This window comes from Ruegeria sp. I3 (assembly GCF_056532525.1).
Window position 1 is genome coordinate 205,266 of record NZ_JBQFNI010000004.1, and the last position, 12,292, is coordinate 217,557.

Here is a 12,292-nt window from a genome sequence, read left to right on the forward strand (position 1 = left end):
CCAAAGATGGAATTTTTGAACCAGATCAATGAGCTGTTGAAGCAGAACTTGGGTGAATTCGGTCCGCTGATTGTCGTGGGCGTTTTGGGATTGTTCATGATCCTGGTCACAATCCCGCTGATGCTGAACCAGCCGGAAGACCCACTAAAGAAGTTGCAGCGGTCAAATTCACCGCCAAAAAACAACAAGAAAGAAAAGAAGGAGCGTCTCAGAACAGCCAGCCGGAACGAACAGCTTGAGAAGTTCGCCAACTTTCTCGAACCAAAGAACGAAGAAGAGTATACCGCCGTTCAACTCAAGTTGAGGCAAGCCGGCTATCAGTCCAAGGACGCGGTTCGTTTCTATCACTTCGCTCAGTTCGCATTGGGCATAATCGGAATCCTGATCGGCGTCTCGCTGGTTACCGTGTTTGCGGGCGATCAGGAATTTGACTCGACACAAATCCTCATTCGCGTTCTGGGACCTGGTATTGCGGGTTACTTCGTGCCCAAATACTGGATCACGCGGCGCGTAGAGGAACGCAAGGAAGCGATCGTAAATGGTTTCCCTGATACGCTCGATCTGATGTTGGTTTGCGTCGAGGCCGGGCAGTCCTTGGATCAGGCCATTGTACGGGTCGCGTCTGAGATGAAAGCATCTTACCCAGACATCGCGCTTGAGTTCGAGGTTGTCGCCTACGAAATGAAAGCCGGTAAAGAAAAGGACACCGTTTTGCGCGACTTCGCGACGCGATGCGGCGTTCAGGACGTTAGCGCATTCGTCACCGTGATGATCCAATCAGCGACATTCGGGACCTCCATTGCCGAAGCTTTGCGGGTTTATGCCGATGAAATGCGTGACAAACGCGTGATGCGCGCCGAAGAGGCAGCGAATAAGTTGCCAACCAAAATGACCCTTGCGACAATGATGTTGACCGTCCCTCCTCTGCTGGTCATCCTTGTTGGACCTTCGGCAAAAGGTATTATGGAGTTTGGAAACCGATAACGCCTTCCCGCTTCTTCGCTGGGTTGCCAAATCAGGTTGTTGGCACCTTCGTATGACAATTCAGGCCGCCATGGTTTTCACCATGGTGGCCTCTTGCACTGAAACAGGCGCGACAGACGATCCGTTTGCCCCTGGCGTCGACCCAGATGGGCCTGCGGTAGATGAGGTGACCGTCGGAAACCGATTGATGGCGGCGGGCGAATATGAGCTTGCACTTGAATCCTTCACCCGTGCCGCGTTGCAACAGGGTATGACCCCGCAAATCCTGACTTCGCTTGGGACAGCTAATTTGGGATTGCGCCGGATTGGCCAAGCTGAACCGCTACTGCGTCGTGCTGTCGAGGACGATCCCGAGTGGCCTGTGGCATGGAACAACCTGGGTGTCTTCTTGGTGGAAACGGGCGAATATGCCGAAGCCGCGCAGATGTTCCGCAGAGCCTATGCGCTGGACAATGGCGAAAGTGACGCAATCCGCGACAATCTGCGGTTAGCACTCGCAAAAATGGAAAATCCTGTTAATAATACCCCTCAAGAACAAGAATTTGAACTGGAGCAGCGCGGCAACGGGCAATTTGTTCTGCGTAAAATCCAGTAATAGAGGCAGAGCAGTAAAGGACGCACAAAAATGCGCCAACCCTTCTTGATTCCGACGATGCTGGCGTGCGGGCTGGTTTTGGCCGCCTGCGCAAAGGAAACCGAAGAGGAAAAGGTTGAACGTACTTTTCAGGAAGTGAACGTTATCGACGAGACCAACCTGAATGACGTGATGCTGAATGCGGCCGATCCCAATGAGGCGGTGACCTATTTCCAAAGTGCGGCCGCCAAGAACCCCGACCGCATCGACCTGCAACGAGGACTAGCGATCACGCTGACCCGTGCCAAGCGCAGCACTGAAGCTTCCGCCGCGTGGAAACGAGTGCTGAGCATGAAAGGGGCCAACAACGCCGACCGTGTCGAATACGCTGATGCGCAGATTCGCAGCGGCAACTGGGACGGCGCAAAGGCGACATTGGACAAGATCCCCCCTACATATGAAACCTTTAAACGGTATCGGCTTGAAGCGCTGGTGGCAGATGCCAAAAAAGACTGGAATCGCGCCGACCATTACTACGAAACCGCGGTGGGCCTGACGACCCGCCCTGCCGGAGTCATGAACAACTGGGGCTATTCCAAACTAACGCGCGGGCAATATGCGGAAGCCGAGCGGCTGTTTACCGACGCCATTAGGCAGGACAATTCTATGTTCACCGCCAAGAACAACCTTGTTCTGGCGCGCAGCGCGCAAGGCAACTACAGCGTCCCTGTTGTCCCAATGACGCAGACCGAACGGGCGAAACTGTTGAACACCATGGCCATTTCAGCCGTGAAACAGGGGAATATCAACCTGGCCAAGAACCTCTATCGCGAGGCGATTTCCACCCACCCGCAGCATTATGACGAGGCGGTCCGCTCGCTTCGGGCCCTTGAGGACGCCTGATCCATGATCATACCAGCGGCAGCGGCGGCCTGGTTTCTACCTTTTGTTCTGCCGATCTGTTTCTACGTTGCCTTTACGGATATGCGTGAGATGCGGATCAAGAACCACGCGGTCATCGCGCTGGCGGTTGTTTATCTCATCGTCGGGCTTATCGCATTGCCACCGTGGTCCGGTCCGTGGATCCCCGGCAACATCGGGCCGTTAACCCTGACCCTGCCTGTCTACGGATGGCAGCTGCTTCACATGGTTGTCGTTCTTGTTATCGGCATCGTGCTAAATGCAGCTGGGGTGATGGGGGCCGGAGACGCGAAGTTCTGTGCCGCAGCCGCAGCGTTTGTCTGGGTCGGTGACCTGATGTGGGTCATGGTGATTCTGACGGCAACTCTGCTGGGAGCGTTCTTTGCCCACCGGCTGGCGAAATACACCCGGCTACGCCAGATCGCGCCACATTGGGAAAGCTGGGATCGCGGCAAACAGTTCCCTATGGGTCTGACGCTGGCTGGCAGCCTCGTTGTTTATTTGATTTTGGGCATAATCCACGGATCGTGAACAATCATCAGCGCGCCTTGCCCGCGCCTTTGTCCTGCCACAAATCCGCGCCAAATTCTTCCAAAGCGGCCCCGCAAGGGCCTTTTGCGTGATTTTTGGATGGACGAGCCCCGCTCATGAATATGCAGACCTCCTCTGTGATTGCCCCCCCTGCCCCTAAAGGCCTGGGAGAAATGCAACTTCCGCTGGTGATGATGCGGGACATTCTGTTGAAGACCGTCTTTCGCAAGAACGTGGATACGGTCAGCGAAATCGCGGGTGCCATCTGTCTGCCCGGGTCCGTGACACAGGAACTAGTTGATATCGCACGCGAGCAGAAACTGCTTGAAGCGACCGGGACTCTGAACGCCAACTCCGGCAATGAAATGGGCTATCAGCTGACCGATGCGGGCAAAGCGCGGGCGTTGGACGCGTTGAGCCAGTCTGAATATTTCGGTGCGATGCCGGTGCCGCTCGATGTTTACCGCGAGCAGGTCAAGCGCCAGTCGATCCGCAACATTCAAGTCACCCGCGACCAGCTAACCGGCGCGATGGGCCATCTTGTTCTGCCCGACAGCCTGCTGGATCATCTGGGCCCGGCGGTCAGCGCCGGTCGCTCAATTCTGATGTATGGCCCTCCGGGCAATGGTAAATCCTCGATCTCGAACGGCATTCGTGATGCTTTGGGGGACAACGTCTATGTTCCGCGCGCAATCGAATATGCCGGTCAGGTGATTACGGTCTACGACCCGATCGTGCACACCGCGATCGAGCAAGAAGAGGACGATCCCAACAGTCTGCGCCGTCGCAAGCGGTTCGACACTCGCTATGTTCAATGCGAACGTCCCACCGTTGTGACTGGTGGTGAACTGTCACTGAGCATGCTGGATTTGGTCTACAACCCCACTGCGCGTACTTATCAGGCGCCTCTGCAGCTGAAATCCACCGGCGGCATCTTCATCGTGGACGACCTTGGACGTCAGGCAGAGCCCCCTCAGGCCCTGATCAACCGCTGGATTGTTCCGCTTGAAGAAAGCAAGGATATCCTTGGCCTGCAATCGGGTGAGAAGTTCGAAGTACCATTCGACACGCTGGTTATATTTTCGACCAACTTCCACCCGAATGAGATTTTCGACCAAGCGGCCCTGCGCCGGATTTTCTTCAAGATCAAAATCGACGGCCCGAACCAAGAGAATTTCCTGAAGATCTTTGCCATGGTCGCCCGCAAGCGCGGTATGCCACTAGACGAGGCGGCGTTGGTGCATTTGCTGAAGGTCAAATACCCAACCATCAACAACATCTACGCCAACTATCAGCCGATCTTCCTGATCGACCAGATGATCTCAATCTGCGAGTTTGAGGGTATCCCGTATCAGATGAGTCCGGACCTGATCGACCGAGCCTGGGCCAACATGTTCGTGAAGGAAGAAAAGATCATTCACTGATCCCCTTGTCCTGGTTTCCATGGCCTGAGGGCTGCGCTAGGTTTGCCGGATGGTGCAGATTCCCCCGGCAATCCAAAACTGGTTTTCGAACAAAGGCTGGTCGATTCATCCGCATCAGCAGGAAATGTTTGAGCGGGCGAATGATCCCGCGACCCTTCTTATCGCTCCAACTGGTGGCGGCAAAACCATGGCCGGTTTTCTGCCTTCCCTGGCCGAGTTGGCGCAGGGGCAGCATGACGGATTGCACACGCTTTATGTGTCTCCTCTAAAGGCGCTGGCAGCGGATATCAGGCGAAATCTGCGCGTTCCCGTCGAGGAAATCGGCCTACCAATTCGGATCGAAGATCGCACCGGCGACACATCGGCCACGCAGAAGAAACGCCAGCGCGCCGATCCTCCACATATCCTGCTGACCACGCCCGAAAGTCTGGCGTTACTTACTTCATACGAAGATGCTCCGCGCATGTTTGCTGGGGTCCAGCGCATTGTTGTCGACGAGATACATGCACTGGCAGAAAGCAAACGGGGGGATCAATTGATGCTGGCGCTGGCACGATTGCAGACACTCTGCCCCGATCTGCGCCGCGTAGGCTTGTCCGCCACGGTTGAAGACCCCGAAGGCATCGCACGATTTCTAGCCCGCAATCCCGATCCTTGCCGAGTTATTCAGGCTGATCCCGGCCCTGACCCCGATATCTCGATGCTGCAAACACAAGAGATGCCGCCATGGTCGGGCGGTGGCGCAGCCTATTCCATCCCCGCTGTGATGGAGCAGATCAAAAAGCACAAGACGACACTTATCTTTCACAATACTCGGGCGCAGGCCGAGATTTTCTTTCACAACCTCTGGCTCGCCAACGACGACGCTCTGCCCATCGGCATTCACCACGGCAGCCTGGATCGGCAACAACGCGAACGGGTCGAGGCTGCGATGGTCAGGGGTGATCTGAGGGCAATTGTCTGCACCGGCAGCCTCGATCTGGGGATCGACTGGGGCGATGTGGATCTGGTGATTCAGATCGGCGCGCCGAAGAACGTCAAGCGGCTAGTGCAGCGGATCGGGCGCGCAAATCACCGCTACAATGCCCCTTCCAAAGCTATTCTCGTCCCAGCCAACCGGTTCGAAGTGGTCGAATGTGTTGCTGCACTGGAAGCTGTGCAAGAACATGATCTGGATGGCGACCCCCGCGGGCCAGGACCCAGGGACGTTTTGTGCCAGCATATTCTGATCGCCGCCGCAGCGGGACCGTTTGATGCAGATGCACTCTACGCCGAAATGACGGCTGCCGGGCCTTATGCGCAGATCACCCGTGCTGAATTCGATGCCTGTTTGGAATTCTGCGCCACCGGTGGATATGCCCTGCGAGCCTATGATCGGTGGCAGAGGCTACAGCAGCGTCCGGATGGAGCCTGGCAATTGCGCGACCCGAGGGCGGCACAGCGTATCCGCATGAACCTTGGCACGATTCAGGACACCGACACGCTGAAGGTTCGGCTTAAGCGCAATCGCGGGGGCAAGCCTCTGGGTGAGGTAGAGGAGGGATTCGCGGCCTCGCTAACCCCTGGTGATACCTTTCTGATCGGTGGTCAGATCGTCCGCTATGAGGGTCTGCGAGAGATGGTGGTCGAGGTCAGCCGCCGCGCTGACCGCAAGCCCAAGATCGCGACCTTTTCGGGTACTAAGTTCGCCACGTCCACCCAGCTGAGCGACCGAATCCTACGGATGTTCGCACAGCCGGATTGGCCTCAACTGCCCGGACATACTGCCGAATGGCTGGGTCTTCAGCGCGAGATATCACGCCTGCCGCAAAGTGACCGCCTGTTGATTGAGAGCTTCCCTGACAGGGGGCGCGAGCATCTATGCGTCTACGGATTTGCCGGCCGCAATGCGCAACAGACGCTGGGCTTGCTGTTGACCAAACGCATGGAGGAAACCGGCCTTGCGCCGCTGGGATTTGTAGCCACTGACTATGCCACCTTAATCTGGGGGCTGGATGCGGTGACCGATCCGCGCCCACTATTTCAGTTGGACGCGCTACGAGAAGGATTGGAGACTTGGCTGGCGGGTAACGCCGTGATGAAACGCACATTTCGTGCTTCGGCCACAATCGCGGGGTTGATCGAACGCAACACTGGTGGGCAGCGCAAGAGTGGTCGGCAGGCGACATTTTCGTCAGATATCCTCTATGACACCTTGCTGAAATACGATCCTGACCATCTGCTGATGCAAATCACCCGCGAAGAGGCCATGCGCGGGTTGGTCGATTTCGGACGGATCGAAGCCATGGTCGCCCGGATCGGAGACCGGATTGACCTGCTGCGGCTAGACCGCGTCTCACCCCTGGCGGCGCCTCTGTTCCTCGAAGTTGGCAAAGTCCCCGTCAAGGGCGAAGCCGAGGAACGCCTGCTTGCGGAAGAAAGTGCCCGTTTACTGCAGGCCGCCGGATTGCAACCGGCATAAACCACTTGCGCGCTCCGCAAAATCGTATGAAGAACGGATCATGAACAAGATCGCGTTTTCATTTTCCGGCCAAGACCTGACTGCGCTTGGGTCGGGCGCACTATGGTGGCCGGAACAGGGCTTGCTCTGTGTTTCCGATCTGCATTTAGGCAAATCCGAACGGATCGCCCGCAGAGGCGGCCCGACCTTGCCGCCGTATGACAGCCGCGAAACATTGACCCGATTGGCAAGTGATCTTGCCCGTACCGGTGCCACGACGGTCATCTGTTTGGGGGACAGCTTTGACGATCTCGATGCCTCGAGCGCGTTGGCTGCCGAGGATAGGCAACAGATCACAGCAATGCAGGCTGGGCGGCGTTGGATCTGGATTGAAGGGAACCATGACCCCGGCCCGGTAGAAATGGGCGGCACACATCTGTCCGAGTGGGCTTGCCACGATCTGATTTTTCGCCATATCGCCCAGCAAAACAGCGCAGGTGAAATCTCGGGCCACTACCACCCCAAAGTTAACCTGAATGCCCGAGGGCGCTCGATCACCCGCCCGGCTTTTTTGCTGGATCAATCACGTCTGATCCTTCCAGCTTATGGCGCTTACACTGGGGGGTTGCGCAGTTCAGCAGAGGCTCTGAGCGGCATCATGGCACCGGATGCGCGGGCAATTCTGACCGGTGCGCAGCCTCAACTCATCCCGATGCCCCGATAGGTTCTAGAGCAACCCGTCGTCCACGAGCTGTTGCTTGTATTTCCTGCTGACAGGAACCTGATCGCCGTTGCTGAGGTGCAAAAAGGATTTTCCCTTTTCTTTTTCGACCCCAACAATCGCCGAATCCACAACCCAGTGTGAACGGTGCGTACAATGGCCTTGTACCGGCTCCATCTCGGCAATCGCGTCGGTAAAGCGCGAGCGGATTGTAAACGTGCCATCGGACGTGACCACGTCGACATAGTGATCGCGCACGGTCAACCGATAAACCTGCCCCTCGAACTTGGCAGGCAAACGATTGAAAAGACGTGGTCTGGGTTCGTATAGCGGTGCTGCGGTTTCTTCCCGCTGACGCACCAGCAAAAGTCCGGTGGCGAAGAGAAGACCATAAGGGGCGACTTTCAATATGCCCGGTGCCATCAATCCATTTAGCGTGAACAGAATCCAGGTCAGCAACCACAGCGATGGGGCAAACAATGTCAGGATCAACAGGACGAAGGCAAAATCACGCACCAGCAATCCTGATCGATTGAGCCGTTCGCGTACCAGCTTTCCAGCCGACCAAGTCGCTGCAAGCGCGAGCAGCATAACACCTGTCCAGAACACCATCCGCTGACTGAATGGCAGTGTCATATCCCGAAAGGGGGCAAAGGAATACGCCAATAAAGGAATAAAAACGAGGCCCGCCACTAACCGTTGAAGGCTTACTAACGAGAAGATCGGACTCAGCTTCATCATACCAGGTAACGCACCTCGCCAAAGGCAAAACCATGAAACACGAACAGACAGGATTATAACCCCTTAAACGGCTGGAATAGAAGGATTATCACCGACCGACGCCAGGTCAAGTCAAGATGTAGTTATATAAATATCCTAATCTAATGAAAAAGGCCGGAGAGCTTTTCGCTCTCCGGCCAATTCAATCATTGACCTTGCGCCCGAATTGAACCCGGAGGTTGCAATTAGGCAGTCAGGCCTTCCGGTTCAGGCAAGCCGTTTGCGCGGCAAGCCGCGGTGAGCGTGTTCGCAAGAAGGCAGGCGATCGTCATAGGGCCAACTCCGCCGGGAACAGGGGTAATCGCACCAGCGCGTTCTGCCGCAGTGGCGTAGTCAACGTCGCCAACCAGCTTGTTCTTGCCGTCGCGTTCGATCCGGTTGATGCCGACATCGATCACGGTTGCGCCTTCCTTGATCCAGTCACCCGGAACCATCTCGGGGCGACCAACTGCGGCGACCACAATATCAGCACGGCGCACAACATCGGGAAGGTCTTTGGTGCGGCTATGCGCGATGGTCACGGTGCAGCTGTCGCCCAGAAGCAACTGCGCCATCGGCTTACCCACGATGTTCGACCGACCGATCACTACAGCATCCATGCCGGACAAAGAGCCGTGGTGATCGCGCAACATCATCAGACAGCCCAGCGGAGTGCACGGCACCATTGACTTCTGACCTGTTCCCAGCAGGCCCACATTCGAGATGTGGAACCCGTCCACATCCTTTGCCGGATCGATCGTGTTGATCATCAGATCTTCGTTCAGATGCTTGGGCAGCGGCAGTTGCACCAGAATGCCGTGCACCGCAGGGTCATTGTTCAGTTTGTCAATCAGCGCCAGTAGGTCCGCCTCGGACGTGTCCACATCCAGCTTGTGCTCGTACGAGTTCATGCCGACCTCGACGGTCATCTTGCCCTTAGAACGGACATAGACCTGGCTGGCCGGGTCTTCGCCCACCAGAACCACCGCCAGACCGGGGGTGATGCCGTTCTCTTCTTTCAGCTTTGCAACCTGGTCAGCCACCTGCGCGCGCACTTTGGCGGCAAAGGCCTTTCCGTCGATAACCTGCGCTACCATTCTTTGATCCCTTCTTTCACAAAACGGATCGGGCGCACTAGGCGCCCGTTTCTTCAGTCTGGGCCGAGCACGCGTTCTTCGCGGGCAATCGACCAATCAATCAGTATACGCCAGAGCTTTTCGGCAAGATCGGGGTCCATACCCAACTCATCCGAGCTCTTGCGGACGCGCTGCACCACATCTTCGACACGTTCCGGGATGCGGGCGGGCAGGCCCTCGCCGGGTTTCAGCTGCGACGCGCGGTCGATATAGGTTGCGCGCGTTACCAGCAATCCAATCAATTGGCGGTCCAGCTTGTCGATCTGAGGCCGCAATTCCTGCATCGAATGACAGTCTTGCGGAGGTATCAGAGTGGGCATTTTGGTCTCCTGCGGCCCGGGGATATCCCCGGACCACGAGATGTCTTATTTGAGCGCTTAGAACAAGCCCTCGATCTCACCTGCGTCGTTAAGGCAGATGGTTTCGGCGGCCGGTTTGCGCGGCAGACCGGGCATGGTCATGATCTCACCGCAGACAACGACGATGAAACCAGCGCCGGCGCTCAGGCGCACCTCACGCACCGGAACCGAATGGCCGGTGGGCGCGCCACGCAGGGTTGGGTCGGTCGAGAACGAGTACTGTGTTTTCGCCATGCAGACCGGCAGGTTGCCATAGCCTGCTTCTTCCCATTCGCGCAGCTGGTTGCGGATCTTGTTGTCGGCCAGAACTTCGTCGGCGCGATAGATACGCTTGGCGATGGTTTCGATCTTCTCGAACAGCGACATGTCGTCTGGGTAGATCGGTGAGAAGTTCGCGGCACCATTTTCGACGATTTCGACAACTTTTTCGGCCAGAGGCGCAGAGCCATCCGAACCCAGCTCCCAGTGACGCGACAGGATTGCCTCAACACCATGCTCGCCGCAGTAGTCCTTGACCGCCTGAACTTCGTCATCGGTGTCGGTGACGAAGTGGTTGATCGCGACGACAACCGGAACACCGAAGGATTTGACGTTTTCGATGTGGCGACCCAGGTTGGCACAACCTGACTTCACAGCGTCAACGTTTTCCGCACCCAAGTCAGCCTTGGCCACGCCGCCATTCATTTTCATCGCGCGCACGGTGGCAACCAGTACCACTGCCGACGGAGCAATACCCGCCTTGCGGCACTTAATGTTCATGAACTTCTCGGCACCGAGGTCAGCACCAAAGCCCGCTTCGGTGACAACATAGTCGGCCACTTTCAGAGCGGTTTTGGTTGCGATGACTGAGTTACAGCCGTGCGCGATGTTCGCGAACGGGCCGCCGTGGACGAAGGCCGGGTTGTTTTCCAGCGTCTGCACCAGGTTCGGCTGCATAGCGTCTTTCAGCAGAACCGTCATAGCGCCTTCTGCCTTGATGTCGCGGCAGTAAACCGGGGTCTTGTCGCGGCGGTAAGCAACAATAATGTCGCCCAGACGCTTCTCCAGATCTTTCAAGTCGTTTGCCAAGCAGAGGATCGCCATGACTTCGGACGCCACGGTGATGTCAAAGCCTGCTTCACGCGGGAAACCATTCGACACGCCGCCCAGAGACGCCGTGATCTGACGCAGAGCACGGTCATTCATGTCGACGACGCGGCGCCATGCAACGCGGCGTGTGTCGATTTCCTGCTCGTTACCCCAATAGATATGGTTGTCGATCATCGCCGACAGCAGCGAGTGGGCCGAGGTGATGGCGTGGAAGTCACCTGTGAAGTGCAGGTTCATTTCTTCCATCGGAACAACCTGCGCGTAACCGCCACCTGCGGCGCCGCCCTTCATGCCGAAGTTCGGGCCAAGCGAAGCTTCGCGGATACAGATCATCGCGTTCTTGCCGATGCGGTTCAAGCCGTCGCCCAGACCTACGGTGGTGGTGGTCTTGCCTTCACCTGCGGGGGTTGGGTTGATCGCGGTCACCAGGATCAGTTTGCCGTCTTCGCGGTCCTGTACCGAGTTGATAAAGTCCTGGCTGACTTTGGCCTTGTCATGGCCGTAAGGCAGCAGATCATCGCTGGAGATACCCAGCTTCGCGCCGATTTCCTGAATCGGCTTTTTGTTCGCCTCGCGGGCAATCTCAATGTCGGATTTGTAGCTCATTGGGCAGGGTCCCTGATTGAATTCCGTGCAAAACCGACGCACGGGCGTCGGCGCTGCGCAACATATACTGACGTACACAACTCTGATGGCTAAGGATTCCGACATTTTCATGCCGCGAAACGGCGTTGCGAGAAATCGTAATGCGCAAATCGGAAACGGATTGAACCTATGGGTTCCAAAGGGGCTGATCCGGCACAAACAATTGCATCTTGTCGCCGCGTTTCAGAGCCCCCGGGCGTTCGACCCAAGCCGTTATCCCGCGTCGCCCTTTGGCCGCAGGTTTGAATGCCGCCCCGTAACCAGTGTGATCCGCCTCGATCTCACGGCCCGGAAGAACGCAGGGGGCGTTTTCCATGTCCACAGTGATCGTTAAACCGCGCTCGGCCTGCAACCGCGAAGATGGAGGGATATGAGAGAAATCGGGAATGCCCTTCAGGACAATCGAAGCCCCAAGGTAAGACGGATCAAGCGTTGCCAACTCCATCTCAGCCGCAATATCACCCAATTCCTCTGCCGACAGCACTGACAGTTGCCGCACATTCCGGATCTCGGTGCCCTTTGGATAGAGATTCGCTACCCGAACACAGGACGCCCGATTGAGCCCCTGATGCCGTTCCCCCTGAACGCCATCGAAGCTCAGGTCCAAAACATTGACAGGCTTGGCCCGCAAAGACTGGCCTGCTGGCACATGGCCCAGCCATACCACCTCGGCCGAATATTCAGTTTCACATAAGAACGGCATGAGATG

General features: G+C 56.9%; 12 protein-coding genes. 7 read left to right on the forward strand and 5 right to left on the reverse strand.

Features of this window, described 5'->3' with window-relative positions; all coding sequences use genetic code 11:
- Window positions 1-6 precede the first annotated feature (6 nt).
- The 7 genes from ACR0L9_RS13260 (at window position 7) to pdeM (ending at window position 7,598) form a co-directional block, all read left to right on the forward strand.
- Entirely contained in the window at window positions 7-984 is a 978-nt protein-coding gene (locus tag ACR0L9_RS13260) for a type II secretion system F family protein (RefSeq protein ID WP_170397360.1), read from the forward strand.
- A 52-nt stretch (window positions 985-1,036) separates the two neighbouring features.
- Window positions 1,037-1,579 (forward strand): tetratricopeptide repeat protein, encoded by a 543-nt coding sequence (locus ACR0L9_RS13265; protein WP_370644360.1) that lies wholly within the window; start codon window positions 1,037-1,039, stop codon window positions 1,577-1,579.
- A 30-nt stretch (window positions 1,580-1,609) separates the two neighbouring features.
- Complete coding sequence (locus ACR0L9_RS13270) at window positions 1,610-2,461, forward strand: tetratricopeptide repeat protein (RefSeq protein WP_170397362.1); 852 nt, start codon at window positions 1,610-1,612, stop codon at window positions 2,459-2,461.
- Between the two features lie 3 nt (window positions 2,462-2,464).
- On the forward strand, window positions 2,465-3,010 hold the full coding sequence (locus tag ACR0L9_RS13275) for a prepilin peptidase (protein WP_170564705.1): 546 nt from the start codon (window positions 2,465-2,467) through the stop codon (window positions 3,008-3,010).
- A gap of 116 nt (window positions 3,011-3,126) precedes the next feature.
- Window positions 3,127-4,434 (forward strand): ATPase, encoded by a 1,308-nt coding sequence (locus tag ACR0L9_RS13280; protein ID WP_170397365.1) that lies wholly within the window; start codon window positions 3,127-3,129, stop codon window positions 4,432-4,434.
- Window positions 4,435-4,483: 49 nt separating this feature from the next.
- The gene (locus ACR0L9_RS13285) at window positions 4,484-6,895 is read left to right on the forward strand and encodes a ligase-associated DNA damage response DEXH box helicase (protein WP_480895838.1); all 2,412 of its coding nucleotides are present in this window, start codon (window positions 4,484-4,486) and stop codon (window positions 6,893-6,895) included.
- Window positions 6,896-6,935: 40 nt separating this feature from the next.
- A complete protein-coding gene (gene pdeM / locus ACR0L9_RS13290; RefSeq protein WP_170596986.1) occupies window positions 6,936-7,598 on the forward strand; it encodes a ligase-associated DNA damage response endonuclease PdeM in 663 nt (220 codons plus the stop codon).
- A 3-nt stretch (window positions 7,599-7,601) separates the two neighbouring features.
- On the opposite strand, the gene ACR0L9_RS13295 is transcribed toward pdeM, so the two are convergent.
- From ACR0L9_RS13295 to ACR0L9_RS13315, 5 genes are all read right to left on the reverse strand, one after another.
- Window positions 7,602-8,231, reverse strand: a complete 630-nt coding sequence (locus tag ACR0L9_RS13295; protein ID WP_480459686.1) for a LytTR family DNA-binding domain-containing protein — start codon at window positions 8,229-8,231, stop codon at window positions 7,602-7,604.
- A 329-nt stretch (window positions 8,232-8,560) separates the two neighbouring features.
- On the reverse strand, window positions 8,561-9,451 hold the full coding sequence (gene folD / locus ACR0L9_RS13300) for a bifunctional methylenetetrahydrofolate dehydrogenase/methenyltetrahydrofolate cyclohydrolase FolD (protein ID WP_480895839.1): 891 nt from the start codon (window positions 9,449-9,451) through the stop codon (window positions 8,561-8,563).
- 53 nt (window positions 9,452-9,504) lie between these two features.
- Window positions 9,505-9,810: a chorismate mutase gene (locus ACR0L9_RS13305; protein WP_170404363.1), complete on the reverse strand. Its 306-nt coding sequence runs from the start codon at window positions 9,808-9,810 to the stop codon at window positions 9,505-9,507.
- Window positions 9,811-9,867: 57 nt separating this feature from the next.
- Window positions 9,868-11,544: a formate--tetrahydrofolate ligase gene (locus ACR0L9_RS13310; protein ID WP_170397376.1), complete on the reverse strand. Its 1,677-nt coding sequence runs from the start codon at window positions 11,542-11,544 to the stop codon at window positions 9,868-9,870.
- Window positions 11,545-11,710: 166 nt separating this feature from the next.
- Window positions 11,711-12,286, reverse strand: a complete 576-nt coding sequence (locus tag ACR0L9_RS13315; RefSeq protein ID WP_480895840.1) for an MOSC domain-containing protein — start codon at window positions 12,284-12,286, stop codon at window positions 11,711-11,713.
- Window positions 12,287-12,292 lie beyond the last annotated feature (6 nt).

Coding starts and splice junctions, on each gene's coding strand:
- ACR0L9_RS13260 (WP_170397360.1), top strand. CDS start 7: ATGGAATTTTTGAACCAGATCAATGAGCTGTTGAAGCAGAACTTGGGT.
- ACR0L9_RS13265 (WP_370644360.1), top strand. CDS start 1,037: ATGACAATTCAGGCCGCCATGGTTTTCACCATGGTGGCCTCTTGCACT.
- ACR0L9_RS13270 (WP_170397362.1), top strand. CDS start 1,610: ATGCGCCAACCCTTCTTGATTCCGACGATGCTGGCGTGCGGGCTGGTT.
- ACR0L9_RS13275 (WP_170564705.1), top strand. CDS start 2,465: ATGATCATACCAGCGGCAGCGGCGGCCTGGTTTCTACCTTTTGTTCTG.
- ACR0L9_RS13280 (WP_170397365.1), top strand. CDS start 3,127: ATGAATATGCAGACCTCCTCTGTGATTGCCCCCCCTGCCCCTAAAGGC.
- ACR0L9_RS13285 (WP_480895838.1), top strand. CDS start 4,484: ATGGTGCAGATTCCCCCGGCAATCCAAAACTGGTTTTCGAACAAAGGC.
- pdeM (WP_170596986.1), top strand. CDS start 6,936: ATGAACAAGATCGCGTTTTCATTTTCCGGCCAAGACCTGACTGCGCTT.
- ACR0L9_RS13295 (WP_480459686.1), bottom strand. CDS start 8,231: ATGACACTGCCATTCAGTCAGCGGATGGTGTTCTGGACAGGTGTTATG.
- folD (WP_480895839.1), bottom strand. CDS start 9,451: ATGGTAGCGCAGGTTATCGACGGAAAGGCCTTTGCCGCCAAAGTGCGC.
- ACR0L9_RS13305 (WP_170404363.1), bottom strand. CDS start 9,810: ATGCCCACTCTGATACCTCCGCAAGACTGTCATTCGATGCAGGAATTG.
- ACR0L9_RS13310 (WP_170397376.1), bottom strand. CDS start 11,544: ATGAGCTACAAATCCGACATTGAGATTGCCCGCGAGGCGAACAAAAAG.
- ACR0L9_RS13315 (WP_480895840.1), bottom strand. CDS start 12,286: ATGCCGTTCTTATGTGAAACTGAATATTCGGCCGAGGTGGTATGGCTG.